28 protein-coding genes and 1 riboswitch are annotated in these 26,598 nt (G+C 61.6%); of the genes, 22 read left to right on the forward strand and 6 right to left on the reverse strand.

The features are described 5' to 3' along the window. The first annotated feature begins 52 nt into the window (after positions 1–52). Genes GO014_RS01965 through GO014_RS01970 form a run of 3 tightly spaced genes read left to right on the forward strand, consistent with a single transcriptional unit; the run spans position 53 to position 3,949 of the window. Complete coding sequence (locus GO014_RS01965) at positions 53–3,307, forward strand: OmpA family protein (RefSeq protein WP_157288907.1); 3,255 nt, start codon at positions 53–55, stop codon at positions 3,305–3,307. Positions 3,308–3,317: 10 nt separating this feature from the next. Next, the gene (locus GO014_RS19325; protein WP_281351124.1) at positions 3,318–3,440 is read left to right on the forward strand and encodes a hypothetical protein; all 123 of its coding nucleotides are present in this window, start codon (positions 3,318–3,320) and stop codon (positions 3,438–3,440) included. Then, complete coding sequence (locus tag GO014_RS01970) at positions 3,437–3,949, forward strand: NADH-quinone oxidoreductase subunit E (RefSeq protein WP_157288908.1); 513 nt, start codon at positions 3,437–3,439, stop codon at positions 3,947–3,949. Before GO014_RS19325 ends, GO014_RS01970 begins: the two co-directional genes overlap by 4 nt. A gap of 3 nt (positions 3,950–3,952) precedes the next feature. Here the strand turns inward: GO014_RS01970 and GO014_RS01975 are convergent, their stop codons facing one another. Beyond that, positions 3,953–4,903, reverse strand: a complete 951-nt coding sequence (locus GO014_RS01975; protein WP_157288909.1) for an alpha/beta fold hydrolase — start codon at positions 4,901–4,903, stop codon at positions 3,953–3,955. Between the two features lie 174 nt (positions 4,904–5,077). Between GO014_RS01975 and dapA the strand changes: the two genes are divergently transcribed. Beyond that, complete coding sequence (gene dapA / locus GO014_RS01980) at positions 5,078–5,953, forward strand: 4-hydroxy-tetrahydrodipicolinate synthase (RefSeq protein WP_157288910.1); 876 nt, start codon at positions 5,078–5,080, stop codon at positions 5,951–5,953. A gap of 5 nt (positions 5,954–5,958) precedes the next feature. Continuing rightward, positions 5,959–6,456, forward strand: a complete 498-nt coding sequence (gene smpB / locus GO014_RS01985) for an SsrA-binding protein SmpB (RefSeq protein ID WP_157288911.1) — start codon at positions 5,959–5,961, stop codon at positions 6,454–6,456. Positions 6,457–6,573: 117 nt separating this feature from the next. Here smpB and GO014_RS01990 read toward each other — a convergent pair whose 3' ends face one another. Then, complete coding sequence (locus tag GO014_RS01990; RefSeq protein WP_157288912.1) at positions 6,574–7,125, reverse strand: LabA-like NYN domain-containing protein; 552 nt, start codon at positions 7,123–7,125, stop codon at positions 6,574–6,576. 227 nt (positions 7,126–7,352) lie between these two features. On the opposite strand from GO014_RS01990, the gene rpoZ reads away from it, so the two are divergent. From rpoZ to GO014_RS02040, 10 genes are all read left to right on the forward strand, one after another. Then, on the forward strand, positions 7,353–7,718 hold the full coding sequence (rpoZ, locus tag GO014_RS01995) for a DNA-directed RNA polymerase subunit omega (RefSeq protein WP_104894630.1): 366 nt from the start codon (positions 7,353–7,355) through the stop codon (positions 7,716–7,718). A gap of 194 nt (positions 7,719–7,912) precedes the next feature. Next, positions 7,913–10,192 carry a RelA/SpoT family protein gene (locus GO014_RS02000; RefSeq protein WP_157288913.1) on the forward strand — a complete coding sequence of 760 codons (2,280 nt, stop codon included), beginning with the start codon at positions 7,913–7,915 and terminating at the stop codon, positions 10,190–10,192. Further along, complete coding sequence (gene pyrE, locus GO014_RS02005) at positions 10,185–10,775, forward strand: orotate phosphoribosyltransferase (RefSeq protein WP_157288914.1); 591 nt, start codon at positions 10,185–10,187, stop codon at positions 10,773–10,775. The genes GO014_RS02000 and pyrE overlap by 8 nt, the downstream gene beginning before the upstream one ends. After that, on the forward strand, positions 10,772–11,173 hold the full coding sequence (gene acpS, locus GO014_RS02010) for a holo-ACP synthase (RefSeq protein ID WP_116590693.1): 402 nt from the start codon (positions 10,772–10,774) through the stop codon (positions 11,171–11,173). Before pyrE ends, acpS begins: the two co-directional genes overlap by 4 nt. An 83-nt stretch (positions 11,174–11,256) precedes the next feature. Then, the gene (gene lepB, locus GO014_RS02015) at positions 11,257–12,081 is read left to right on the forward strand and encodes a signal peptidase I (protein WP_157288915.1); all 825 of its coding nucleotides are present in this window, start codon (positions 11,257–11,259) and stop codon (positions 12,079–12,081) included. After that, a complete protein-coding gene (rnc, locus tag GO014_RS02020; protein WP_116590695.1) occupies positions 12,078–12,785 on the forward strand; it encodes a ribonuclease III in 708 nt (235 codons plus the stop codon). Before lepB ends, rnc begins: the two co-directional genes overlap by 4 nt. Next, the gene (gene era / locus GO014_RS02025) at positions 12,782–13,705 is read left to right on the forward strand and encodes a GTPase Era (RefSeq protein WP_157288916.1); all 924 of its coding nucleotides are present in this window, start codon (positions 12,782–12,784) and stop codon (positions 13,703–13,705) included. The genes rnc and era overlap by 4 nt, the downstream gene beginning before the upstream one ends. 75 nt (positions 13,706–13,780) lie before the next feature. Then, complete coding sequence (gene recO / locus GO014_RS02030; protein ID WP_157288917.1) at positions 13,781–14,485, forward strand: DNA repair protein RecO; 705 nt, start codon at positions 13,781–13,783, stop codon at positions 14,483–14,485. Positions 14,486–14,881: 396 nt separating this feature from the next. Further along, entirely contained in the window at positions 14,882–17,182 is a 2,301-nt protein-coding gene (parC, locus tag GO014_RS02035) for a DNA topoisomerase IV subunit A (RefSeq protein ID WP_116590698.1), read from the forward strand. Positions 17,183–17,411: 229 nt separating this feature from the next. Next, on the forward strand, positions 17,412–17,720 hold the full coding sequence (locus tag GO014_RS02040; protein WP_157288918.1) for a Dabb family protein: 309 nt from the start codon (positions 17,412–17,414) through the stop codon (positions 17,718–17,720). Positions 17,721–17,724: 4 nt separating this feature from the next. Here the strand turns inward: GO014_RS02040 and GO014_RS02045 are convergent, their stop codons facing one another. The 3 genes from GO014_RS02045 to hemB all read right to left on the reverse strand — a co-directional run bounded on the left by GO014_RS02045 (position 17,725) and on the right by hemB (position 20,125). Next, positions 17,725–18,456, reverse strand: a complete 732-nt coding sequence (locus tag GO014_RS02045) for an arginyltransferase (protein ID WP_116590700.1) — start codon at positions 18,454–18,456, stop codon at positions 17,725–17,727. Positions 18,457–18,517: 61 nt separating this feature from the next. After that, positions 18,518–19,048 (reverse strand): RDD family protein, encoded by a 531-nt coding sequence (locus tag GO014_RS02050; RefSeq protein WP_157288919.1) that lies wholly within the window; start codon positions 19,046–19,048, stop codon positions 18,518–18,520. Positions 19,049–19,111: 63 nt separating this feature from the next. After that, positions 19,112–20,125, reverse strand: coding sequence for a porphobilinogen synthase (hemB, locus tag GO014_RS02055; protein WP_210252404.1), 1,014 nt, complete (start codon positions 20,123–20,125; stop codon positions 19,112–19,114). 94 nt (positions 20,126–20,219) lie between these two features. On the opposite strand from hemB, the gene GO014_RS02060 reads away from it, so the two are divergent. Beyond that, on the forward strand, positions 20,220–20,606 hold the full coding sequence (locus GO014_RS02060) for a DUF6163 family protein (protein ID WP_116590702.1): 387 nt from the start codon (positions 20,220–20,222) through the stop codon (positions 20,604–20,606). Here GO014_RS02060 and GO014_RS02065 read toward each other — a convergent pair. Continuing rightward, entirely contained in the window at positions 20,594–21,340 is a 747-nt protein-coding gene (locus GO014_RS02065; RefSeq protein WP_157288920.1) for a helix-turn-helix domain-containing protein, read from the reverse strand. The two genes, GO014_RS02060 and GO014_RS02065, sit on opposite strands and share 13 nt — an antisense overlap. Before the next feature lie 126 nt (positions 21,341–21,466). On the opposite strand from GO014_RS02065, the gene GO014_RS02070 reads away from it, so the two are divergent. The 6 genes from GO014_RS02070 (at position 21,467) to nrdR (ending at position 26,495) form a co-directional block, all read left to right on the forward strand. Then, positions 21,467–21,913 (forward strand): hypothetical protein, encoded by a 447-nt coding sequence (locus tag GO014_RS02070; protein WP_179952907.1) that lies wholly within the window; start codon positions 21,467–21,469, stop codon positions 21,911–21,913. A gap of 174 nt (positions 21,914–22,087) precedes the next feature. Further along, positions 22,088–22,597, forward strand: a complete 510-nt coding sequence (gene ldtR / locus GO014_RS02075) for a transcriptional regulator LdtR (protein ID WP_104894617.1) — start codon at positions 22,088–22,090, stop codon at positions 22,595–22,597. Between the two features lie 272 nt (positions 22,598–22,869). After that, a complete protein-coding gene (locus GO014_RS02080; protein ID WP_116590705.1) occupies positions 22,870–24,123 on the forward strand; it encodes a L,D-transpeptidase family protein in 1,254 nt (417 codons plus the stop codon). A 100-nt stretch (positions 24,124–24,223) separates the two neighbouring features. Then, a complete protein-coding gene (locus GO014_RS02085) occupies positions 24,224–24,436 on the forward strand; it encodes a DUF6898 family protein (protein ID WP_157288922.1) in 213 nt (70 codons plus the stop codon). A 47-nt stretch (positions 24,437–24,483) separates the two neighbouring features. After that, positions 24,484–24,568, forward strand: a riboswitch (ZMP/ZTP riboswitch). 131 nt (positions 24,569–24,699) lie between these two features. Then, positions 24,700–25,998 (forward strand): serine hydroxymethyltransferase, encoded by a 1,299-nt coding sequence (gene glyA, locus GO014_RS02090; RefSeq protein WP_157288923.1) that lies wholly within the window; start codon positions 24,700–24,702, stop codon positions 25,996–25,998. Between the two features lie 17 nt (positions 25,999–26,015). Next, on the forward strand, positions 26,016–26,495 hold the full coding sequence (nrdR, locus tag GO014_RS02095; protein WP_157288924.1) for a transcriptional regulator NrdR: 480 nt from the start codon (positions 26,016–26,018) through the stop codon (positions 26,493–26,495). The last annotated feature ends 103 nt before the right edge of the window (positions 26,496–26,598 follow it).

Raw genomic sequence — 26,598 nt, forward strand, 5'->3', positions numbered from 1 at the left:
GTCCGCAAATCATCTAACCTTCTGAAAATTGCGGTTTTCCAATGGATTCGGGATGATCAGGGACCTCCTTAAATGGGTGGCGCCGGGTGTTGTGACGGTGCTGGGTGGCACGATTGCAGCCTTGGCAATGGCAACGCCGGCCATGGTGAGCAATCTGGCGGAGGAGAGCAGAGCGGCTCTCGATGCCTCCGGTTCGAACTGGGCGCATGTCTCGATTTCCGGGCGACAGCTTCTTCTGTCGGGCACAACGTCCTCCGATACCGAACGCGATCTCGCCATGTCGCGGCTCGCCGCCCTGACCGGTATTGGTCGCATCGACCAAACTGTCACCATCGCACCTCTCGCCGCGCCCTACCGCATTAATGTAGCGATTGAAGATGACGCAGTAAGCCTCTTTGGCAGCGTGCCAAATGAGGATTTGCGACAGCTTCTGATGACCCTGCCGGGCCTGGCCGCTGTCGATCTGCAGATCAGATCCGGCCAACCTGATGAACAGCAATGGCGCAAGGGCGTGGAGTTCGCCCTCGCTCAGGCCGCACTGGTCGAGTCTGGACATTTCGAGTTGTCAGGGCTCACGCTCAACGCCATCGGTCGTGCCCGTTCCGAACAGGCCCTTGGTCATTTGCAAATGGCGCTTGCCGAACTTCCTGACGGCATTGGCAGCGGCGAAATCGCCGTCGAGCCGGTGCGGGTAACCCCTTATACCTGGCGCGCCGAATATGACGGCCAGCGCATCGCCATTTCCGGCCATGTGCCCGAAGAAAGACTGGTTGACCGCTTGCGCCTTGCCGATGTCTCTGGCGTGCCGATTGCCACCGGACTGTCCCTGGCCTCCGGCGCACCCAACGGCTTTGCAGAGCAGGCCAAGCTTCTGGTGGAACAATTGGCCCGGCTTGAGGAGGGCGAGGCGCGGATTACCGATGGGGTGAGCCACCTCACCGGCGTGCCGCCGAGCATTGAAGTCGCGCAGGCCGTCACCGAGGCCCTGTCTGGTCCCAATTCCATTGTTGAGCTGCAGCCGCCACGCATTGCGGACTACTGGATCAGCATCAATCGCCAGCCCGGCAACGTGCTGGTCTTTGATGGCTACGTGCCCGATGAAGCCACCCGCGCGCAATTTGCCGAGGTTGATGGTGCGGATGTGTCCTTCCTCAAATTCGGAGCGGGTGCGCCGGAAGCCTATCGCCGCGCCGTCGATTTCGGCCTCGAACTGCTCGCGCATCTGTCCGAAGGCCGCTTTGCCCTTGCGGGCAATGTCGTGTCGCTTTCGGGCTCTGCCCAGACGCCGACCGACTATCGGGCCATCCAGACTCTGCTCGAAACGGGATTGCCCCAGGGAGTCTCGTTGGGCGAGATGGCCTACCAGGCCCCCGCCGCGGCCAGCTACAGCTTTGCCGCGCGTCGTGATTCAAGCGGCGCCGTGACTCTTGAAGGGCTGCTGCCCAATCCGCAGGTCGAAACGGAACTGCTGGCCCTCGCAGGACCGAATGCCCGTTCCAATGTCAGCTTCGCCTCGGGGGAAGCACTCAATTTCGCTGCCTCTGCCGAGCAGGCACTGCAGTTCCTGCCCTGGCTGCGCAGCGGCGTGGTGCGTTTCGATGGCGCAAGCTGGTCTGTCGAAGGCGAACCGGCGTCAGCAATCGACCAGGGGTCCATTGAGGCCGAATTTGCCGTTCGCGGTCTGGCGCAATCCGGCTGGAGCCTGGCGCTGACAGAGCCACGGCCTGAGCCGGTGATTGCAGATCCCTTTACCTGGTCCGCCGAGCGTTTGCCCGATGGCAGTTTCCTGTTCGCTGGCAATGTGCCTGCTGCTTCCCTGCAGGCCTATCTCAAGGTTCATGTCGGCACCCGCGTGGCCGATACCAGCCGCGTTGCGCTGGGCGCGCCGGACAATTTCGCCGCCGAAGCCCGCGCTGCGGTCGATGCGCTGCTTGCATTGCAAGAGGGTAGGGCGGCCTTTGACGGCACCGATTGGACTCTTTTGGGAGAGGCCGCAACGCCAGATGCGCGAGATGCCAGCCTGGAACAGGCCTCGGTGCTCAACCTTGATGGCGACGCCAAGATCAATGCGCCGGACACCGTCAATGACGCGCCCTATCTCTGGTCGGCCAGCAAGGCGTCCGATGGCAGCATCGTCTTCAATGGCGCCGTTCCGGCCGAGTCACTGCAGCGTTTCCTGGCTGTGCGGGGCGGCGATGCGGTGACGGACAATACGAGCGTCCGCACGGACGCGCCGGAGGCGTTTTCCGGCGAAGTACTGCAGGCGCTTGATCTGCTGGCCCTGCTGTCGGATGGCGAAGTCGCGTTTGACGGAACAGGCTGGACGGCGAACGGCGTCGGTCTCACCGCCGATATTCTGGCCGACGCAGAAGTCGTTTTGGGAACCGCGGCGCCCCGCTGGTCGATCGCCCTGCTTGAGCCCCAGAGCGCTACGGGAGGGCCTGTCGAGCCCGATATCATTGAGGCGGCAACTGAAACGCCCGTAGCCGAACCGGAGCCCGACCCCGCACCGGCGCCGGCTGAGGAGCCTGCTGCCACAGCTGTGCCAGAAACGGCGGCGGATGCTCCCGCAGCCGATCCAGCGATTGATCCGGCCTACACCTTTTCCGCCACGCGTACAGCCGAAGGTGCGGTGGAGCTGACCGGTTCAGTCCCGGCCGAAGCCACCGCACGCTATGCCGCAGCTTTGACCGGTGCCGATGGCAGCGCCTTGCAGGTCAGGATCGGGGCTCCGGAGGGGTTTGTCGGCAATCTGCAAATCGGCCTTCGCGCTCTTTTGCAATTGCAGTCCGGCCAATTGGCACTTGCTGATGGCACCTGGTCCCTCACCGGCGAGGCGCCTTCCTCGGCAGTCAGGACCGGGATCGAGGCGCAGATCGCGGCCCTTGGTGGTGATTGGACCGGGACGATTTCCGCCCCAACCAATCTGGCACTCTGTCAGGCCCGCCTGGCCGAGCTTTCCGCTCACAATGCGATTCTCTTCCAGTCCGGCGCTGCCATCATTTCGGCCAGCGCCAACGCCGAGCTTGACGCCTTTGCCGAGGCGCTTGTGCTCTGCCCCAACGCGGCCATCGATGTCGAGGGCCATACCGATAGCGATGGCGACGACCAGCGCAATCTGGCCCTCTCGGTCGCCCGGGCGGAAGCTGTCGTCAATGCGTTGATCGAGCGCGGAATTGCCCCCGAGCGGCTCTATGCCATCGGCTATGGCGAAACGCAGCCGGTGGCCGACAACGCGACCGCTGCCGGCAAGCGGCAGAACCGGCGTATTGTCGTTTCGGTTCGCGCTGCCGACGGCGCGGTCTGAGCACGTCGCCATGGGGCCATTCGGGGCAACGCTGCTGTTCCTTTTGAGCTATTACTGGCCCTTCATGGCCGTGGCTGCGCTTGTCGGGCTGGTGACGGGCTGGCTGAGTCTTAGCCGTAAGGAACCGGAATGATCCCGCTGGACCACATCATCGAAGTGGCCTTGCTGGTGCTCGCCGCCTATCTGGGTGGCTGCCTGATTGGCTATGGCGCCCATCTGTCTGTCCGGGCCTATCAGTCCCGTCCGCAGCTCGCCCCGGCCGTCACCGCAAGCAAAGCGAAGTCCTCCCCCGCAACAAGGAACGCGCCTGCACCCACCACCCGGTCGGCCGCCCGGCGCCTGGCTGGCGCGGTAGAACGCGAAGATACCGAGCCGGTCCAGGCCCCTGCCTCGTCCCAATTGCGCCCGCCGGATCTACCCGCGCCGCGTGATGGAAAGGCCGATAATCTTCAGGAAATCAAGGGGATAGGGCCGAAAACGGAATCAGCACTCAACGATCTTGGTATCTATCACTATGATCAGATCGCGGCCTGGACTGCGGCGCATATCGACTGGCTCGAAGGCCGCATCGCGGTCAAGGGCCGCATCCGCCGCGAGCAATGGGTGGAACAGGCAGTGCTGCTGGCCACTGCCATCGCGTGATATTCAGGCCACCCGGCGCTTGACGATACCCACTTCAAACACAAACGCGGCGACCGCCTCGATCTCGGCTTGCTGGTCGAACAGGGCAGGGGACCCTTGACCGGCAATGGTCAATGCAACGCCCTCGGGTCGGCGATTGACCATTTCCTCATAGGTTTCGCGCCGCAGCTGGTCGGTCAATTGCGTGCGCAACAGCATCAGGGGAGCACAACCGAGCGCATCATAAAGGGGCCATTGCGCCACCAGGATGTCGTCAAAACCGATATCCTTGATCTGCTTCAGCAGGCGCGGGTCGAACAGCGGCCGGGCGCGGCCGCGCTTGTCGAACCAATGGCTGCGCAGCGCCAGCTGGTCCAGCTCGGCCTCCGAATGCCCCGGATAGTCACCGCCCAGCATGCGCCGAAACCCGCTGGTGACCGCCTTGGCGCCCCGCAGCGCTTCCACATGGGCCAGGTTGTTGCGCAACCGCACAATGCCGCGGGAATCGGTCACCGGGCCGGAATCGAGCAGGATCGTTCCACCCAGCAGCAGCGGATGCTTTGCCGCCAGCGCCATCGCCACTTGCCCGCCATGCCCCTGGCCAAGCAGCACGGCCTTGCCGATGCCCAGTGCTGCCAGCACATCGGCCAGGTCGTCCGCATCGGCCAAGGTGCTGTAGGGGGTCTTGCGCGGCCGGTCATCGGCGCGGCCGCGTCCCGGCAGGTCGATCAGCACCATCGGCCAGTCGCCCGTGCCAAGCCGCTGAAAATGGGCGGCAAAGGCGGAAAAATCGCTCATGTTCCGGTGGTAGCCGGCCAGGCAGACCAGCGGCATGCGGTCCCGGCGGAAATCACCGCGCAGATGCACCGCCGCGCGGGTGCGCGCATCGCCAAGGCAAATGTGCGTCGCCGGCAGCCCGGCGAAGGCCGGGTGTCCTTCGGGGACCTTGCGAGGGCGGCTGAACAGCGGTTCCATGGCGTCATCTAGCCGCGTGGAGCACCGCGAAACAAGCCGTTTCAGCCGCCTTGTGGCGCGACGCTGTTGAAAGTAAGGTGCGCCCCGTTCGGCGCCAACCGGCTCCGGACCAATCACCTATCATAAATCTGCACCGGCGGGCGGGCCGGACCCCAATTGAGGAATACCGACAAAATGCTGCGAGGTTCGATAACGGCGCTCATCACCCCCATGCGCAACGGGGTTGTTGATGAGAAAGCCTTCGCCAGCTTTGTCGAATGGCAACTTGCCGAGGGCACGCATGGCCTGGTGCCGGTCGGCACCACGGGCGAAAGCCCCACTGTAAGCCATGAGGAACACCGCCGCGTGGTCGAGATCTGCATCGAAGTCGCCAATGGCCGCGTGCCGGTGGTGGCCGGGGCAGGGTCCAATTCGACCGCCGAAGCTGTTGCCCTGGCAAAGTTTGCGGAAAAGACTGGCGCCAATGCAGTGCTCTCGGTCGTGCCCTATTACAACAAGCCCAACCAGGAGGGCCTGTTCCAGCATTTTTCCGCTGTCGCCAGTGCCATTGGCATTCCGGTCATTCTCTATTCGGTGCCGGGCCGCACTATTGTCGATCTGACCGTGGACACCATCGCCCGCCTGCGCGATGCCCATGCCAATATCATCGGCGTGAAGGACGCGACCGGCAGCATGGAGCGCGCCACCATGCAGCGCAACAAGCTGGGCAAGGAGTTCATCCTGCTCTCTGGCGATGACAGCACCGCGCTTGGCTTTAACGCCCATGGCGGCCACGGCTGCATTTCGGTGACCTCCAATGTCGCCCCGCGCCTGTGTGCGCAGATGCAGGAGTTGTCCCTTGCCGGCGATTTCAATGCTGCCCGCGACATCAACGACAAGCTGGCCTTCCTCCACAAGGACCTGTTTATGGAGCCCAATCCGGCTCCGGCCAAGTATGTCGCCAACCGGCTCAACCTCTGCGCCAATGAAATCCGCCTGCCGCTGACTCCCATCAGCAAGCCCACGCAGGACGCAATGGACTTTGCAATGCGTCACGCAGGCCTTATCTAGGTTCGATGGCAGCAAAGAACGACAAGAACAAGAATGGTTGGATCAGCCACGGACAGGTGGCTGAGAACCGTCGCGCGCGCTTCGATTACGAGATCGGGGACACGGTCGAGGCCGGCATCGTCCTGACCGGCACCGAGGTGAAGTCACTGCGTCTGGGCAAGGCACAGATTGCCGAGTCATACGCTTCCCCCGAACGCGGCGAACTCTGGCTCATCAACGCGCATATCCCCGAATATCTGCAGGCCAACCGCTTCAACCACGAGGAAAAGCGCCCGCGCAAACTCCTGGTCTCGAAAAAGCAATTGGCCAAGCTCGACCAGGAAGTGGCCCGTTCCGGCAATACCATCGTGCCGCTCAAGCTCTATTTCAACGACCAGGGCAAGGCCAAGCTGCTGATCGGCGTCGGCAAGGGCAAGAAGAACTATGACAAGCGCGCTACCAGCCGCGACCGCGACTGGAACCGCGACAAGGCCCGGATCATGAAAGAAGGTGGGCGCGGTTAAGTTCGCATCTGAGCGTCGCTCATGCGCCGGTGCTCTCCCTCCCCTTGAGGGGGAAGGTAGCGTCGCTGGGACCGGCAGGTCCGTAGCAGAACTGGATGGGGTGAAGAAAACAGCGGACTAGGCCTCGACCGGCCTTTGTACCTGCGGGCGCCCGACCGTCTTGGCCAGTTCTGCCACATCCATGAAGAAATCTGCCTGACGCCGCAGTTCGTCCGAGATCATCGGCGTGGGCGTCGTCAGCGTGGATACCACTGTAATCCGCTTGCCCCGGCGCTGCAGGGCCGCTACCAGCGCGGTGAAATCGCCGTCGCCGGAAAACAGAACGAGGTGGTCGTAATAAGGGGCCTGCTCGAGCGCATCCACTGTCAGCTCGATATCCATATTGCCCTTCACCTTGCGTCGGCCCATGGAGTCGGTGAACTCCTTGGCGGGCTTGGTCACCACCGTGTAGCCATTATAGTCGAGCCAGTCGATTAGCGGCCGGATCGAGGAATATTCCTGATCTTCCACCAGCGCGGTGTAGTAATTGGCCCGCAGCAGATAGGCCTTGGCGCTGAATTCAGTGAGCAGCTTGCGATAATCGATGTCGATGCCGATTGCCTTGGACGTGGCATAGAGATTGGCGCCGTCGATGAAGAGGGCAATCTTTTCGCGCGGATCAATGGCCATAATGAACACTCCCGTAGGGGCAGGGGCCACCCTTGTTGAAAATGCCGCCAAAGACGGTTGGCAGAATAAATTCCACAGATACCTTTAAATCTTAAGTTCGGTATTCGCACATTCCCGTGCCTGCGTAAAGCGGAGAGCGCATTCGTGTCCTCTGCCCTGCAAGCCTTGTCATTGTCTCCGCCATCGTGTATTGCGGCCCTTCATTCCCCCAAAGTGTGGAGACGTCCGTGGCCCGCGTCACCGTTGAAGACTGCATTGAAAAGGTCGAGAACAGATTCGATCTCGTCCTCATGGCCGCCCATCGCGCGCGCATGATTTCCTCCGGCGCCCAGATCACCGTGTCGCGCGACAACGACAAGAATCCTGTCGTTGCCCTGCGCGAAATTGGTGATGGGACCATCTCGCCCGAAGATCTGCACGAGGACCTGATTCACTCGCTGCAGAAATATGTCGAGGTCGATGAACCCGAAAACAGCGCTGCGCCGATGATCGAAAGTGGCGACGACGACGCCATCAATTTCGATACGATCAGCGAAGAAGAGCTGCTGCGCGGCATCGAAAGCCTGGCTCCGCCGGAGCGTCGGGACGACTAGGCTGCGTCCTGCAAATCGCTCCAGTGGAGCGATTTGAGCAGACTAGGCCATGAGAGCTACGCTCGAATGGCGTGCACCGGCCTTGCGGCGCATGGTGATCGGTTTATATCAGAGAGCGTCCGGCATGCGCCGGGCGCTCTTTTCATTTCTGTCACAGGCGCTAAGCTCGGCAGGGCGAGCGGGCGGCTAATTCCATGATGCGTCAGTACGAGCTTGTCGAGCGGGTTCAGGCTTATAACCCGAACGCCGACGAGCAATTGTTGAACAAGGCCTATGTCTACGCCATGCAGAAGCACGGCTCGCAGAAGCGTGCCTCGGGCGACCCCTATTTCAACCATCCGCTCGAAGTGGCGGCCATCCTGACCGAATTGAAGCTCGATGACGCCTCGATCGCGGTGGGGCTGCTGCACGACACCATCGAGGACACTGACGCCACCCGCGCCGAGATCGACCAGATGTTCGGCGGCGAGATCGGCACCATTGTCGACGGCCTGACCAAGATCGAACGTCTTAACCTGGTTTCGCGCGAGGAGGCGCAGGCCGAAAACCTGCGCAAATTATTGCTGGCCATCAGCCAGGATGTACGGGTGCTCCTCGTTAAGCTGGCCGACCGCCTGCACAATATGCGCACGCTGCAATTCATGGCGCCGGAAAAGCAGCGCCGCATCGCGCAGGAAACCATGGATATCTATGCCCCGCTGGCCGGACGCATGGGTATGCAGGACATGCGCAACGAGCTCGAAGATCTCAGCTTCCGCATTCTCCAGCCCGATCACTACACGGCCATCACGGCACGCCTCGAACAGATGCAGGCCGATAACCGGGAAACCATCGACACCATCACCGCCGAACTGACCGAGCGCCTCGGCGAAGCCGGCATCGCCGCGCGGGTCAAGGCGCGGGTCAAATCGCCTTATTCGATCTTTTCCAAGATCGAGCGCAAGTCGATTGCCCTCGAACAGCTTTCCGACATGATCGGCTTTCGTGTCATCGTCACGTCCCCTGAGGAGTGCTACCGCACGGTCGGTTTGATCCACACCACCTGGAAGGTCGTTCCGGGCCGGTTCAAGGACTACATCTCGGTCCCCAAGCACAATGATTATCAGTCCATCCACACCACCATTGTCGGCCCTAGCCGGCAACGCGTGGAGCTGCAGATCCGCACTGAGGACATGGACCGCATCGCCGAATTCGGCATCGCGGCCCACGCGCTCTACAAGGATGGCGCCTCGGCCAATCTCGGTCGCATTGAGATGGAGTCGCACGCCTATGGCTCGCTGCGCCAGACCATCAGCCACCTGACCTCGGGCATCTCGACCGAGGATTTCCTGGAATATACCAAGCTCGAACTGTTCCAGGACCAGGTGTTCTGCTTCACTCCGCGTGGGCGGCTGATCGCCCTGCCGCGTGGCGCTACGCCGATCGATTTCGCCTATGCCCTGCATACCGACATTGGCGACACCTGCGTCGGCGCCAAGATCAACGGTCTCATTCTGCCGCTGGTCACCCAGTTGCGCTCCGGCGACGAGGTCGAGATCCTGCGCGATCAGAACCATCGCCCGCCCTCGAACTGGATCGGCATTGCCGCGACCGGCAAGGCCCGCGCCGCCATTCGCCGTGCCGTGCGGCAAGCCGCCGCCCAGCGCGCCTATGCCTTGGGCGAACATGTGCTCAGCATGATGCTGGAACGCGAAGGCGTCATGCTCGACGAGAGCGAGGGCACGACCCTGGCCGAGGCGCTCGAATACGGGAATAAGCGCGACCTGCTGGTCGCTGTGGGCGAGGGAAAGGTCGGCTCCGAACCCCTTGCCGCCGCGCTGGCGCAGATCAAGGGCATTCGCAAGCGTCGCCGCAAGCTCGACCTGCCTGTGGCCGATACGGCTGATGGCTGGTTTGCCTTGCGCTCGACCGACGATTTCAGGTTCCGTGTGCCGGGCGGGCAGCGTCCCGGCTCGCGCGCCAAGGCAGCCATGGCTCAGCTGGATTTCCATACTCCGGTGACCATTTCGGGCGAGGGCATCGTGCCCGGCGATCGCCTGGTCGGCATTCTCGAACCCGACAGCCCCCTCGTGGTCTATCCGATCCACTCCGACGCCCTGATCGCCAAGCACGACAGCGATGTCGCCTGGGTCGATGTGCGCTGGAACCTGACCAAGGGCGAAGAAAAGGCTTATTCGACCGTCATTTCCATGGAATCGGTCAACAAGCCCGGTTCACTGGCGCAGATTACATCTGCCATCGCGGCTTGCGACGCCAACATCAACAATCTGGTGATGCGCATGATCTCGCCTGACTTTCACCAGATGATCTTCGAAATCGAAGTGCGCGACCTTGCGCAGCTGACCGATGTTCTGGCAACGCTCAAGCGCAGCCCCGGTCTTTCCGCTGTTCAGCGCGCCGGACTGCGCGAGGCGGGCATGATTTCGACCCTTGAATGGGACGGCAATATCGATAGGAGCGGACGTGATGGATAAGAACCAGGTTTTGCAGATCTTCCGCGATTGCGGCGCCATGCTGGAGGGACATTTCATCCTTTCCTCGGGTCTGCGGTCACCGGTTTTTCTGCAAAAGGCCAAGGTTTTCCAGTACGCCGATCAGACCGAGAAGCTCTGTAGCGCCCTGGCCGAGCGGATCAAGGCCGAAGTGCCCGGCGTCACCAAGGTGGTTTCGCCTGCCATCGGCGGCATCATCCCCGGCTATGAAACCGCGCGCCAGCTTGGCGTTCCTGCGCTCTACACGGAGCGCGTGGAAGGCCAGTTCGAACTGCGCCGCGGCTTCGAGATCGGGCCCGATGACAAGGTGATCGTGGTCGAGGATATCGTCTCCACCGGCCTTTCGATCCGCGAATGCGTCGCTGCCCTGAAAAACCTCGGCGCCAATGTCGTTGCCGCAGCCTGCCTGATCGATCGCTCCGGTGGCGAGGCCGATGTCGGCGTGCCGCTGGTCAGCCTGATCGAATTCAAGGTTCCGGCCTATCCAGCCGACCAATTGCCGCCCGAACTGGCCGCCATCCCCGCCGTCAAACCCGGCAGCCGCGGCATTCAGGGGGTGAAATGATTGTCGGCCTGGGCTCTGACCTGATCCAGATCCACCGTGTGGAACAGACGCTGGCAAAGTTCGGCGACAGATTCACCAATCGCTGTTTCACCGAGATCGAGCAGAAGAAGTCCGATCGCCGGGCCCAGCGGGCCGCGTCCTACGCCAAGCGCTTCGCCGCTAAGGAGGCCTGTTCCAAAGCTTTGGGGACGGGCCTGTCCCAAGGTGTTTACTGGCGCGACATGGGCGTGGTGAACCTGCCATCGGGCAAACCGACCATGCGCCTGACCAATGGCGCGGCGCGGGCGTTGGCGCGACTTGTGCCCGAAGGACACGAGCCCCATATCCATCTCACCATCACCGATGACGCGGGCCTGGCACAGGCGTTTGTCATCATCGAAGCCCTGCCGATCCGCTGAGCCCGCCGCGCGGGCTACTCAAGCAAGTTGACCCCAGCGGGCCAAACGCATAACCCTTCGGCACCGCATTATCGGGAAAAACCATGACTCAGCCTGCCGACAAGTCCACCAAGAAATCCGCCACCAATGAGTGGGTGGAGACCTTCGTGGTCATCATCGAGGCGCTGCTGATCGCCATCGTGCTGCGGTTCTTCCTGTTCCAGCCCTTTTCCATCCCCACCGCTTCAATGCAGCAGACGCTGATGATTGGCGACTATTTCGTCGCCAACAAATTTGTCTGGGGCTATGGCAAGCACTCCTTCTCGCTGGGCCGCTACGGCAATTTTACCCTGCTCGATTTCGAGTTGCCCATTTCCAACCGCATTCTGGGCCGAGAACCCAATCGCGGTGATATCGCCGTGTTTCGGCCTGTGCCGCAGAACATGGAATACATCAAGCGCGTCGTCGGCATGCCCGGCGACCGCATCCAGCTGCAGGATGGCCGCCTCTACATCAATGGCGAGATGATCGAGCGCGAAATGGTGGGCACCACTATGGACACCGACAGCAGCGGCGATACCCGCGAAGTCACAGTCTATCGCGAGACCTTCCCCGAAGGCACGACCCACCTGATCCAGGAAATCGGCGACAACCTCTCGCTCGACAACACGCCCGAATATCTGGTGCCCGCCGGGCACTATTTCATGATGGGCGACAATCGCGACCGCTCCGCCGACAGCCGCGTCTTGAGCCAGGTGGGTTATGTCCCCTCGGTCAACCTGATCGCCAAGGCCGAAGCACGCTTCTTCTCCATCAAGGACAATCTGCCGCCCTGGCAGATCTGGCAGTGGCCGGCCAATGTGCGCTGGGACCGCATGTTCCGCTCCGTCTACGGCGACACGCCATATGACACCACGGCCGGCCAGTGAGCCGGCGCGACAAGTCCCACGAAAAGCTCCAGTTCCGGCTAGGCTACCGCTTTGCCGACCCCGATCTGCTGGATCGTGCGCTGACCCATTCGAGCGCCATTTCGCCGGGCAAGCGCATCGAACGCTCCTATCAGCGCCTCGAGTTCCTCGGCGACCGCGTGCTCGGCCTTGTGGTCGCCGATATGCTCTATCGCCGCTATCCCAAGTCGAACGAGGGTGAGCTCAGCCGCTCGCTCAACACCCTCGTGCGCAAGGAAACCTGCGCCGAAATCGCCCGCCAGCTCGATCTGGGCACGGAAATGATCCTGGGCGAGAGCGAAGCCCGCTCCGGTGGCGCCGACAAGGACGCCATCCTTGGCGACGTGACCGAAGCCATCATCGGCGCCATCTATCTCGATGGGGGGCTGGAGCCGGCCCGCAGCTTCATCGAGCGCCTGTTTGAGGAATTCCTCGCCGATGGTCAGGCCAATCGTGCTGATGCCAAGACTACGCTCCAGGAATGGGCCCAGGCCCGCGGGCTCGAGCCGCCCTCCTACGTACTGGTCGCGCGCACCGGCCCCGACCATGCACCTGAATTCACGATTGGCGTCGATTTGACAGGTTTTGATCGCATCGAGGCCATTGGCCCGTCCAAGAAGATTGCCGAACACCGCGCTGCCGAACTATTTCTGGTCGACCAGAAAGTCTGGAAACCCAAGACATGAACACGCCAACCGAACTCGCTGATACTTCCTGTGGCTTCATCGCCCTGGTCGGCGCGCCCAATGCCGGCAAGTCGACCCTGCTCAACGCGCTGGTCGGCACCAAGGTGTCCATCGTCACCCACAAGGCCCAGACCACGCGGTCCCAGGTGCGTGGCGTGCTGACCCTGGACCAGGCGCAATTGGTCTTTGTCGACACCCCCGGCATCTTCGCTCCGAAAAAGCGCCTTGAACGCGCCATGGTGGAAAACGCCTGGGGCGGGGCAGGGGACAGCGACATCGTCGCCTTCCTCATCGATGCCGATCGCGGCGTCACCCCGGAAATCGAAACACTGCTCGAGGGCCTGGAAAACATCCGCCAGCCCAAGGTGCTGATCCTGAATAAGATCGATACCGTCAAGCCCGAGAGCCTGCTGTCCCTCAGCCAGACGCTCAACGACCGTCTACGCTTTGAAGCCACCTTCATGCTCTCCGCCCTCAAGGGCCACGGCGTTCAGGATTTCATCGACTGGTGCGTCAAGCATATCCCGCCTGGCCCCTGGCACTTCCCCGAAGATCACCTCACCGACCTCACCATGGCCATTACCGCGGCCGAGGTGACGCGCGAAAAGCTCTTCCTGCGCGTTCACGACGAGATTCCCTACAATTCCACGGTCGAAACCGAGAGCTTCAAGATCCAGAAGGACGGCTCCTACAAGATCGACCAGGTCGTCTATGTCAGCCGCGACAGCCACAAGAAGATCGTGCTTGGCGCCGGCGGCCAGACGATCAAGGCTATCGGCGCGGAAAGCCGGAAGGAGTTGATGGCGATGTACGACGTGCCCATCCACCTCTTCCTGTTCGTCAAGGTTCGCGAAAAATGGGCAGACGATCCGGAGCGCTATCAGGAAATGGGCCTGGAATTCCCGGCCGGCAAGAAATGAGAAGAGTGAGTAGCGAATGGCGGATAGCGAGTAGAAGCGCCGCTGTTCGCTACTCCCCATTCACTACTCGCTAACATGGAATGGACCGGTGAAGCCCTGCTCATAGGCGTGCGCCGCCACGGCGAAACCAGCGTCATTGCCGATGCCATGGTCGCCGGGCGCGGCCGCTATATGGGCCTCATTCGCGGCGGCCGGTCCTCAAAACTCTCGGCCACCCTTCAGCCCGGCAACACCGTCCAGCTCACCTGGCGCGCCCGCCTCGAAGATCACCTTGGCACTTTCACGGTCGAGCTGCTTCAGGGCCGTGCCGCTGGCCTCATCGCCGACCGAAAGCGGCTCTATCTCGCCCAGACCATTTTCGAACATCTGCACCTGCTGCCCGAGCGCGACCCGCATGACCGCCTGCTCGGCATGGCGCTGCAATTGATCGACCACGACCCGGACGGCGCGGCCCTGGCGCGGTTCGAACTCAGCTTGCTTGATGAACTCGGCTTTGGCCTCGATCTTACCAATTGCGCCGCAACAGGCGTGACGGAGGATCTCACCCACGTCTCGCCCAAATCCGGCCGCGCCGTCTCCCGTGCCGCCGCCGAGCCCTATAAGGACCGCCTGCTGCCGCTCCCCAGCTTCCTGGCCGCCCGCGGCAATGCCTCGCCCGACGACATTCGCAAGGCCTTCCGGCTCACCGGCCATTTCCTCGACATGCATCTCTGGTCCGCCAGGCAGATCAGTCCGCCGCCGACCCGTGAACCGCTGATCGAGATGCTGAGCCGGGAGTAGGGCCCACTTATCCCCGCGGGACAAAGCGGGGCTATGATCCCCCCATCACTCCCGCGCGGACGGACTGCAGCGAACTTTTGCGGGGGGAGCCGGTTGGGCTCTGGGTCGCTCCAGGGCCTGCCTGCTCGTTGGGTCACCTTGCGACGAGCGATCAATAGGGGCCACGACAGCAGGAGAAACCCGGTGTTCCGAGGCGGCGACGTCTCTATTACTTAGTTTTACCGAGACGCACGTGCCTCGGAACACGTCCACCACGCAGCCGGAAGCCGATGGCTGTCCGACGCTTTGTCACGCCTTATCGGTGCACAAACCCCAGGAAATCCGCGGCTTTTCTCGCCCTCGGCCCCGCGCCCGCTATACTCTGCTCCTGATTCGTTCACATGAACTGAGCCAAGCATGTCCGACGCCGATACCCTTCCACCGCCAGACGATCACCGCATTGTCGATCTCAAGCAGGCGCTTGAAGAGCGGTATCTGAGCTACGCCCTGTCGACCATCACCCAGCGCGCCCTGCCGGACGCGCGCGATGGTCTCAAGCCCGTGCATCGCCGCATCATCCACGCCATGCGTCTTCTGCGGCTCGATCCGAACCAGGGTTACAAGAAATCCGCCCGCATCGTCGGTGACGTGATCGGTAAGTTCCACCCCCATGGCGACCAGTCGATCTATGATGCCTTGGTGCGACTGGCCCAGGACTTTGCCCTGCGCTACCCCCTGGTCGACGGCCAGGGCAATTTCGGCAATATCGACGGCGATAGCGCGGCGGCCATGCGCTACACCGAGAGCCGCATGACCGAGGTGGCGACGCGCCTGCTCGAAGGCATCACCGAGAATGCCATCGACTTCAGGCCGACCTATGACGGTGAAGACGAAGAGCCGGTGGTGCTCCCGTCCAATTTCCCCAACCTGCTTGCCAACGGCTCCACCGGCATCGCCGTGGGCATGGCGACCTCGGTGCCGCCGCACAATCTGGTTGAGCTGTGCAACGCCGCGCTCAAGCTGATCCACAACCCCGCCGCCACCACCGAGGAACTGGTCCACGCTGACCTGTCAGCGCCGCCCAGCATGGACGATCTGATCCGCGGACCGGATTTCCCGACCGGGGGACAACTCGTCGAAAGCCGCGCTTCGATCATTCAATCCTATGAAACGGGTCGCGGCGCCTTCCGCCATCGCGCCATCTGGGAAAAGGAAGAAAAGGGCAGGGGCGTCTACCAGATCGTCGTCACCCAGATCCCCTATGGCGTGCAAAAGTCCCGGCTGGTCGAAAAGATCGCCGAACTGCTGCTGGCCAAGAAGCTGCCGCTGCTCAAAGACGTGCGTGATGAAAGCTCGGACGATATCCGCTTGGTGCTCGAACCGCGCGCCGGCACCGTCGACGCGGTTATCCTCATGGAACAGCTCTTCAAGCTCACCGAGCTCGAACTGCGCTTCAGCCTAAATCTCAACGTCCTCGATCATGGCACGACACCACGGGTGATGAGCCTGGCCGATACGCTGCGCGCCTGGCTCGATCACCGCAAGGAAGTGCTGGTACGCCGCTCCGAATACCGGCTGGAGCAGATCGCCAACCGCCTCGAAGTGCTCGAAGGCTATATCATTGCCTATCTCAACCTCGACGAGGTGATCCGCATCATCCGCGAGGAGGATGATGCCAAGGCAAGCCTGATTGCGGCCTTCGATCTGACAGACAACCAGGCCGAAGCCATCCTCAACATGCGTCTGCGCTCCTTGCGCAAGCTGGAGGAACTCGAGCTTCGCAAGGAACACACGAACCTCACTGAGGAAAAGGGCAAGCTCGAAGCTCTGCTGGCCTCCGACAAACGCCAGTGGGGCGAAATCGCCAAGCAGGTCGAGGCGCTGAAAAAGGCCTATCCCCTGTTCGAGGCCGATGGCACAACACCGCACGCCCTGGGCGCGCGCCGCACCATTCTCGGTTCGGCCCCGGCCGCCGACGCTGCTGAAGTGTTCGAGGCCATGATCGAACGCGAACCGATCACCGTTATTCTCTCGGAAAAGGGCTGGATCCGCGCGCCCAAGGGACACAATGCACCTGCCGATGAGAAGAGCTTCAAGGCCGGTGACCGCCTCAAGCTGGCCTTCAACTGCGAAACCACAGACAAGCTCCTCATCCTCACCACCGGCGGCAAGGTCTTTACGCTCGGCGCCGACAAGCTGCCTGGCGGCCGTGGTCAGGGCGAACCGGTGCGCATCATGGTTGATATCGAGGAGGGGCAGGACATTGTCGACCTCTTTGTCTATTCGCCCGGCAAGCAGCGCATTGTCGCCTCCTCGGCCGGCTATGGCTTCGTGGTCAAGGAAGACGACCTGATAGCCAATACCCGTAAGGGCAAGCAGATCCTCAATGTCTCGCTGCCCGACGAGGCGCGACTGATCGTGCCCTGCGATGGCGACCGCGTTGCCGTCATCGGCCAGAACCGCAAGCTGCTTGTTTTCCCCCTGAGCCAGCTCGCCGCCATGGCGCGCGGCAAGGGCGTGCGTCTGCAGCGCTACAAGGATGGCGGCATCTCCGACATCAAGACTTTCTACGCCGCCGATGGTCTTACCTGGACGGACAGTTCCGGCCGCACCTATTCCAAACCCACCGAGGAACTGGTCGACTGGATCGGCGACCGCGCCACCGCCGGCCGCCAACCCCCCACCGGCTTCCCACGGAACAATAAGTTTAAAGGGTGACGAGCGCTTGCCGAAGGCAACCAATCTCTCCGGTGGAGAGGTTTGAGGCGAGAAGGCCGTGCGAGCCATGCTCGAATGGCGGTGCGCAGGGCCGGACGACGCCTGGGCGCGCACGGTCCCTTATACCTCACTTTGGGGGAGAGGTCGGCGCGGAGCGCCGGCTGAGGGGGCTGCAGCGGAATCATTGTGTGAAACATTGTCCCTAACCATCTCCGGAGACTCATCAAAAATGATACGCCACATCGTCCTCCTCCGCTTCCGCGCGGAAATCACCGCCGCAGAAAAATCCGCGATCTACGCCGAACTTGAATCACTGCGTGAACTTGTCCCCGGCTTCCTGGGTATGAGCTATGGTGCCAATGCATCTCCGGAAGGACTGCATCAGGGATATACAGAGGGCTTCACCATGGATTTTGCCGACGAGGCTGCGCGCGACGCCTATCTCGAGCACCCCGCCCACAAGGCGGCAGGCGGGCGCATGGTCGCCGCGCTCGAGGGCGGGCGCGACGGGCTGATCGTGTTCGATATGGTGGTGTGAGGCGCTATTCTTCCAGGCGCATCCAGCCCAGCGAGCCCCGTTGCACCTCGAGGGGGCGATAGTCACCCTTATAGGCCATCTTGGGCGAATCCTTCACCCAATAGCCGAGATAGACATAGCTGAGGCCAGCCGAGCGGACCTGGTTGATATGATCGAGGATCAGAAAGGTGCCCATGCTGCGCTGGGCCATGTCCGGATCGTAGAAGGAATAGACCATGGAAAGCCCATCGGGCATCACATCGGTCAGCGCTACGGCCACCAGCGGCTGGTCGGGCAGGTCGCGCAGGCGATATTCCACCAGCACAGACTGCACCGGCGTGTCCTCCACCATGTATTCATAGTCCTGGTAGCTCATCTGCGTCATGCCACCACCGGAATGGCGGGCGTCGAGATAGCGCTTGAACAATTCATACTGCTCAATCGTCGCGACGGTCGGCTGCACCGCCACTACAATATCGGCATTGGCCTTGGTGACACGGCGGAAGCGTTTGCTCGGGGCAAATTCCTGCGCCACGATCCGTACCGACTGGCAGGAATTGCAGCCCTCACAGGCGGGGCGGTAGATCAGGTTCTGACTGCGGCGAAACCCGTTATCGCTGAGCAATTGGTGCAGCATCGACGCCCGCCGCCCGCTCAGATGGGTGAACAGCTTGCGCTCCATTTTCCCGGGAAGATAGGGGCATGGCATCGCCGCGGTGAGAAAGAGCTGGGTTGTTTCCGGCGTCTGGTCGGTCATCACGGACCTATCGATGCATATTGGGCCAGATTAGCAGCTTTCTCGCCCCGCAAGCAACGCCTCACTCGCCACCGTGATAGGCATCCTGCTCGGACATGCGGTGACGCTGCCAATGCCGCATCATCGGCGAACGGCGCACCATGAGCGTGCCCATGATGAAGTCGTGGATCATTTGCCGGCGGGGCGTGAACAGGGCGAACAGCAGCGTCACCGGCCAGCTGATCCAGATGGTGATCCAGAACACCAGCGCATGCAGGAACGCCATCCAGCCATCCAGCGGCTGGCCCCGCGTCGGGGTCAGTACGATATCCATCATCTGCATGCCCACAGTGGCCCGGCGATGCGAGCCCAGCGTGGCGGCGTAGTAAAGAATGATGGCAGCCGGAACGGCAAAGACCAGCGACACCCAGGCCAGCCCGAAGGTGAAGAACCCCAGGATCGCGCCCACCAGGCTGATCGCCATTACCAGGAACGACATGAGGATCAGATCGATGATGTAGGCCGTAGCGCGCCGGGTCAGCAGCCCCTCGAACAACTCGGGCGCAGTAGAAGGATCGGGTAGATAGGGGCGGGCCGCTGTGTCCTGTGTCATGCAGCACACATTGTCACGCTCCGCGCGGCTTGCAAGAGCAGCGGGCACATAATTGTGACCGGATCAGCTCCCCAGCGTCCGCGCCATCTCTAGAGCGTAGTAGGTGAGAATGCCGTTGGCGCCGGCGCGCTTGAAGGCCCAGAGGCTTTCCAGCACCGCCGCATCGCGATTGATCGCCCCGGCCGCCCCCGCCATCTCGATCATCGCGTATTCCCCGCTCACCTGATAGGCGTAGATCGGCACATTGAACGCATCGCGGGCGCGCCGGATGACATCGAGATAGGGCATGCCGGGCTTGATCATGATGCTGTCCGCGCCCTCCGCAATATCCTGCTCGATCTCACGCAGGGCCTCGTCGGAATTGGCAAAGTCCATCTGGTAGGTCCGCTTGTCGCCCTTGAGGCGGCTCCCAGATCCAACAGCTTCCCGGAACGGTCCGTAGAAACAGGACGCATATTTGGCGGCATAGGACATGATCTGGACGTGCTCGAAACCTTCTGCATCCAGCGCTGCGCGGATCGCTGCTACGCGCCCATCCATCATGTCGGATGGCGCGATGATGTCGGCGCCCGCCCGTGCCTGCACCAGGGCCGACTTGACCATCACCGCGACCGTCTCGTCATTGAGGATTTCGCCGTCCCGCACCAGCCCGTCCTGGCCATCGCTCGAATACTCGTCCAGCGCCACATCGGCGATCAGGCCAATCTCTGGCACGGCCTGCTTGATGGCGCTGAGGGTCCGGCACATCAGATTGTCGGGGTTGTGCGCCTCAGCGCCATTCTCGCTGCGCAGATGGTCGGGCGTATTGGGGAAGATGGCCAGCGCTGGAATACCGACATCGCGCGCCTGCCGCGCGGCCTCGACCATCAGATCGATGGAGAGCCGCTCAACCCCCGGCATGGTCTTGATCTGCGTCTTCTCGTTCTGCCCCTCGATGACAAAGAGCGGCCAGATCAGGTCTCTCGGCAGCAATTCGGTCTCGCGCACCATGGCCCGGGTCCAGTCGGATTGGCGCAGCCGGCGCATCCGGCGTCCGGCCAGAAAGGACATGTCGTGCTTGGGCCAGTTCTGGGTCATCGGGACTCTCCTTGTCGGGGACTAGTTACCAGCGCTCGCCCACCGCTCCAAGCCACCGCTTGTCGCAGCCCGATCGGCAGAGTATCAAACCGCCATGCTGTTTCAGGCCCCAAATTTCTCGCTCTATATTCGCGTCGTCGCCATCCTGGCGTTGATCCTGGGATTGAGCGACGCGTCCCGGCTCCTCGGCATCAATCTCGGGGCGCAGAGCCCGATCACGGCCATGGGCTTTTCTGCCTTCGCGTTTCTCGCCGTGTTTTGCCTCGCCAAGCTGTTCGCCGCCGTGGGCTTGTGGATCAAGGCAAGCTGGGGCGCCGTGCTGCTGGTTGGTGTCACAACACTGGAACTTGGGCTTTACCTCTCTGGCAGTCCCGATGTCCGCATGAGCATGCTGGGCTTTGGCGTGCGTGTCGTACTGCTGGCAGCCATCGTGCTGATCTTCGGCCTGAGCTTGCGTTTTGCCAGGGCTCAGGCCGACTGAGAAGCCACCGGGTGGAATTGCTCGATGGTGACCTCCTCGGCCAGCGCGTCCTGAGGAGCGCCAAAGCTGGTAACTGTCGTGAACCATCGTGTGATCTCCCCGTCTATCCTGAATTCAAGCGGCAGGAGCACGGTGCCGCGAGGAAACATTGCCCCCTGGTCCAAGGCGCTGGCGCCGGGCTGTCGTCTGGCCCGAGCAAGAACCTGCGTTGCCGCGGAGCTGGGGCCATGACGGCGGCTCGCTTCACGCAGGCGCAACAGGAGATAACCCGCCACATCCTCCCAATTGACGATCGCGTCTCGGACCGGGCCAGGCCGATACACCAGATCGACCAGATTTGACCCGATGCCAGCCCCGGGCGTCATTGCCACCAGTCTCAAGGCGCCAGCATTGGCATCGAGTATCCCGAAAGCAGCGTCGAGAACCAAGGCGGGGTAGGGTGAATGGGCCTCGAGCAGCAACTGCGCAGCCTGTCGGATCTCGGCCATTTGCGGGCTCTGCCAGTCGCTGTCCCCGAACTGCGGCGCAAACCCGGCGGCCACCAGCAGGCCATTTCGCTCGCGTAATGGCAGAGCAAGCGCTTCGGCCAGGCGAAGCACCATGGCTGTGCTTGGTCTGGCACGAGCCGATTCCAGAAAGGACAGATGGCGCGGTGAAACATCTGCCGCCATCGCTAGGTTCATCTGGCTCATGCCGCGCCGACTGCGCCATTCGCGCAGCATCGTCTCAAACATTCCCGCCTCCATTATTTCAAGACATGCCACTCGGCGCGACGGGTTTCCATTACCTGCGAGGGAATTGAAACGATGACCCGTCTTCCCGACGATCTTTGCATCGTCAAACCGGAATGGAGACAAAGAATGAGCACGCCCACTTACATTACCAGCCGACCCGCTCCGTCGCTGGTCTATTGGCTGGACGCCGCAGGCTCGCTAGCCTTCGGCATCGTCCTGATCGCTTTGGCTGCCCCTCTGACTTCCTTGTTGGGGTGGTCTCTTCCAGACGCGGTGCTGACTGCTATCGGTTTTGGATTGCTACCATGGGCACTGTTCAACCTGATCATTGCGAGCAGCGCCAGGTCTGTGCCTCGCTTGGTCCGTGTCAACATAGCTGGGGACCTGCTTTGGATAGTGGGCTCGGTCGCCCTCATACTGTTTCATGCCAGCGAGCTAGCGACGTTGGGATGGGTGGCGCTTGTCGCGCAGGCCTTGGCTGTAGGTGTCGTGATGGCCACTAAGATCTGGGGTGAATGCTGGCTTTCTGGCCAGCTGTCAGCAAACCAGAGGCAGAGCAGTTGGGCTCGTTAACACTCGGGAATGGTTACAAGTTTCTCACCCGTGGTAAGGCGCCATTAAGCCAAATTCTCATTGCATTCCAGTAACATAGTTTTAAGCGTATGGCTTAGGGCGATCTTAGTCGGGTGGCCCTAGTTTAGCCTCATCAGATGCGAAAAATCGCACGTTGAAAACAGTGAGGCAAAAATGGCAATCAAGTCGAACGCGGCCGAGGCGCTCAACCCGGAACGTAGTGAAGGTCTCAAACCCCTTTACCTGGAAGCTGTCTCCCGCGTGGAGCGTCTCCACCGCCGCCTGCTCGATCTGATCAAGGACGAATTCGACCGCATGGGTTGGGATGACATCAACCCGGTCCAGGCGCTCCTGATGTTCAATATCGGCGACGCCGAACTGACCGCCGGCGAGCTACGCTCCCGCGGCTACTATCTTGGCTCCAATGTGTCGTACAATCTCAAGAAGCTGGTCGAGACCGGCTACATCTTCCAGGAGCGTTCGCGCACCGACCGCCGATCGGTCCGTATCAAGCTCACACCCAAGGGTGAGGAAGTGGCTGAGGTGATCGATGAGCTCTATGACCGCCACCTCAAATCCATCGACAAGGTTGGTGGCCTGGGTGACGAGGAATTTGACGGCTTGAACAAGGCGCTTGCCCGCCTCGAACGCTTCTGGGTCGACCAGATTCTCTACAAGCTCTGATTTTCCTGCCCGCAGGGGCTATGTGAACGAGCGGCAGCTGGTGGCGTGTGTTGCCTCCATGCCACAACTGCTGAACAACGCCGGCCGAAAGGCTGGCGTTTCTTATTTAGGCCGCAAAGCGCGGGCAACGGAGTTACCTGGTTGGAAACCATTTGCTGGCATGGCTACAAATGCCATACGGGGTTCACAAGGCGTTGAGCCAGATTGTGGATCGCGCCGGGGCGGTGCTATCGCCCTTTAGGCAGGTGGCGGGCGATTTCTAAGGTGGATTGATGCGGCTGACACGACGTAACTTTATTCGGTCCATGGCAGTTGCCGGGGCATCGGCGGCTGTGCCGGCCTGGGCACAGGATTCCTTGTTCGACATGATGTCGCGAAGCCGCGTCATCAACGAAGCTGACCCAAGCGGCAATACGGCGGCGGCGGCGGCGACCATCGCGACCAACGAGCCAATCCTCTCCTATGACACGCTGCACAACCTGCAGCTTGCCATCTCTCAATACGAGCCATTCGTGGCCGCTGGCGGCTGGGAAGAAATCCCCCAGCGCGCCTTCAAGCTTAATCTGGGCAAGTCCGATCCAGCTGTGGTTCAACTCAAGCGCCGACTGATTTCCTCTGGGGATATGCCGCTGGTCGAGTTTGCCAGCGATATCTTTGATGCCGATACCGACCGAGCCGTGCGTGTCTTCCAGGCTCGTCATGGCCTGATCGTCAATGGCTGGATCGACGAGGCGACCTGGTATGCCCTCAACGTGCCGGCCTCGACCCGCCTGCAGCAGCTCTATCTCAATTATACACGCGTCCAGAACATGGCGCCCCAACTGACCGATCGCTATGTGGTGGTGAACATTCCGGCCGCCACCATCGAGGCCGTCGGTGGTGGCATGGTCGAACAGCGTCACACGGCGGTCGTTGGCCGCGTCGACCGCGCCACTCCGATTCTTGCCAGCAAGATTCACCAGGTCAATTTCAACCCTTACTGGCACGTTCCCAAGTCGCTGGTGCGGCAGGATCTCACCAAGTATATGCTGGAAGATCCGCAATATTTGGCCAAGCAGAACATCTTCATCTATGACGGTAGCGGCAACACCATCGATCCGGCTACCATTAACTGGGCGAGTATCACCGATGCCCAGGTGAATTATATGTATCGCCAGGAGCCTGGGGCCGAAAACTCGATGGGCCATTGCAAGATCAATTTCTACAATCCCTTCGACGTCTACCTACACGACACGCCCTCCAAGGCGCTGTTCGGCGAAAACGCCCGTTTCCACTCGTCCGGCTGTGTCCGGGTGGAAGGGGTCAACCAGCTTGTAGCTTGGCTGCTGCGCGATAATGGCGATTGGGATCAGGCCCGCGTCGACCAGACCTTTGCCTCGCTCGAGCGCAAGGATGTCAGCCTGAGCACGCAGATGCCCATTCACACGACTTACATCACCGCCTGGGCCAACCGCCAGGGCACGGTCAGCTTCCGCGACGACGTTTACAATTTTGACGAAGAGGGCAAGGTCAGCTTCACGGCGTGATTGCCAGCGCGCGCTTATTTTGTGGCTCGGCGCATTGCGTCGGGCCATAGCTTTTGAATGGCAAGCGACTCCGCTATGATCCGTCCGGAAGTGAGGTGACATGAGCGCGGGCGACGTTCTGTTTGAGTTTGTCCAAATGGGACAACAGATGCGCGTTGCCGCGATTGACGAGGCGACCGGCACCGAAGTTGTAGTCATCACGCCGCTCAACGCCACCAAATTGCAGATGCAGCGCGTGGCCATGGCCAAGCTCAAGCGCAAGCTGGAGCAGGCGACACCCGCGCCAGCACCGGTGAGCGGCAAATTTGCCTGAGCCGGATACTTTTTTCTTTCCCTCGTTTCCCCGCTGCGGCATAACAGGAGCGTTCGCGCGACTGGCGAGAAGAGATGGGGAACCATCGGGGAACGCGAACCTTAGCAAGAGCCGCTCGCCTGGGCACCCATCCGCAATCAGGGGAGCCCCATGCGTTTCTCAAATCTATCCACACATCATTGCCGGCCTTGGAATCGCGATTTGTCACGTGATAAAGCCTTCGCCACGCCGACCCACACGATCGTCAACGAGGTAATCGCCCGATGAGCGCCGCCACGTCTTTGCCCCTGTTCCCGAACTTCTTTTCTGCATCGGTTGCCCAGACCGATCCGGAGCTGGCCAAGGCCATCCAGGACGAGCTGGGCCGTCAGCAGAACGAGATCGAGCTCATCGCCTCGGAAAACATCGTGTCCCAGGCTGTGCTTGAGGCCCAAGGTTCGGTCCTGACTAACAAATATGCCGAGGGCTATCCCGGTAAGCGTTACTATGGCGGCTGCCAGTATGTGGACGTGGCCGAGACCCTGGCGATTGAGCGCGCCAAACAGTTGTTCGGCGTGGAATTTGCTAATGTGCAGCCCAATTCCGGCTCCCAGGCCAATCAGGGTGTCTATCAGGCGCTGATCCAGCCCGGCGACACCATTCTGGGCATGTCGCTCGACGCCGGTGGTCACCTGACCCACGGGGCCAAGCCCAACCAGTCGGGCAAGTGGTTCAACGCCATTCAGTACGGCTTGCGCCAGCAGGACGGCCGCGTCGATATGGACCAGGTCCGCGCCCTGGCGCAGGAGCACAAGCCCAAGATGATCGTGGCTGGCTTTTCGGCCTATTCGCGCGTCATGGACTGGGCCGCGTTCCGCGCCATTGCCGATGAAGTGGGCGCCATCCTCTTTGTCGACATGGCCCATGTGGCGGGCCTTGTCGCTGGTGGCGTCTATCCCAGCCCGTTCCCCCATGCCCATGTGGCCAGCACCACCACGCACAAGACCCTACGCGGTCCGCGCGGCGGCCTGATCCTCACCAATGACGAGGCGATCGCTAAGAAGATCAATTCGGCCATTTTCCCTGGTATCCAGGGTGGGCCGCTTATGCATGTCATCGCTGCCAAGGCTGTTGCCTTCAAGGAAGCGCTTTCGCCCGAGTTCAAGGCCTATGCCAGCCAGGTTGTGGCCAATGCCAAGGTTTTGGCCGATACGCTTGTCAAGGGCGGCGTGGACATCGTTTCGGGTGGCACGGACAATCACCTTATGCTGGTCGATCTTCGACCCAAGGGTCTGACCGGCAAGGCGACTGAGACAGCTCTGGGCCGCGCGCACATCACCTGTAACAAGAACGCCGTGCCGTTCGATCCGGAAAAGCCAGCCATCACCTCCGGCGTGCGCCTCGGGACGCCCGCCGGTACCTCGCGCGGCTTTGGCGAGGCGGAATTCCAGCTTATCGGTGAGCTCATCATCGAGGTGCTCGATGGCCTCAAGACCAATGGCGACGACAATAACGGTGCTGTTGAGGCCGAAGTTCGTGCCAAGGTGAAGACGCTCACCGACCGTTTCCCGATCTACGGCTGACAACCGGAAGGCCCGCCATGCGCTGCCCCTATTGTGGCAATGACGATACCCAAGTGAAGGATAGCCGCCCGACCGAAGATTCGGGCGCTATCCGCCGCCGCCGTGTCTGCAATGGCTGTGGCGGGCGCTTCACCACCTTTGAACGCGTGCAGCTTCGCGACCTCACCGTAGTCAAGAAGACCGGTCGCAAAGTGCCCTTCGACCGCGAAAAGCTGGCGCGCTCGGTCAACACCGCCTTGCGCAAGCGTTCGGTGGAGCCTGAAAAGGTCGAGCGGATGATCTCGGGCATCGTCCGCCAGCTCGAAAGCCTGGGTGATGTCGAGGTCACCTCCGACCAGATTGGCGAATATGTCATGGAAGGTCTCAAGGGCCTTGATGATGTGGCCTTTGTACGCTTCGCCAGCGTTTACAAGAATTTCTCTGCAGCCAATGACTTCCGGTCGTTCCTTGCGGACTTGGAGGATAACACCCCTGCCATGCCTGAGGATGAGGGCTGACCGCTCCCAGGCCTCGCCAGCAAAAGGTTTCGTTTATCGCCCCTTGAGGTAGAGCTGCCGGGCGACCCCGAAATGGGCTATTCTCTCCAACGTGACGCGCGTA

Origin of the sequence: Devosia marina (assembly GCF_009758415.1) — a bacterium.
In the GTDB taxonomy this organism is placed as follows: Bacteria; Pseudomonadota; Alphaproteobacteria; order Rhizobiales; family Devosiaceae; genus Devosia; species Devosia marina.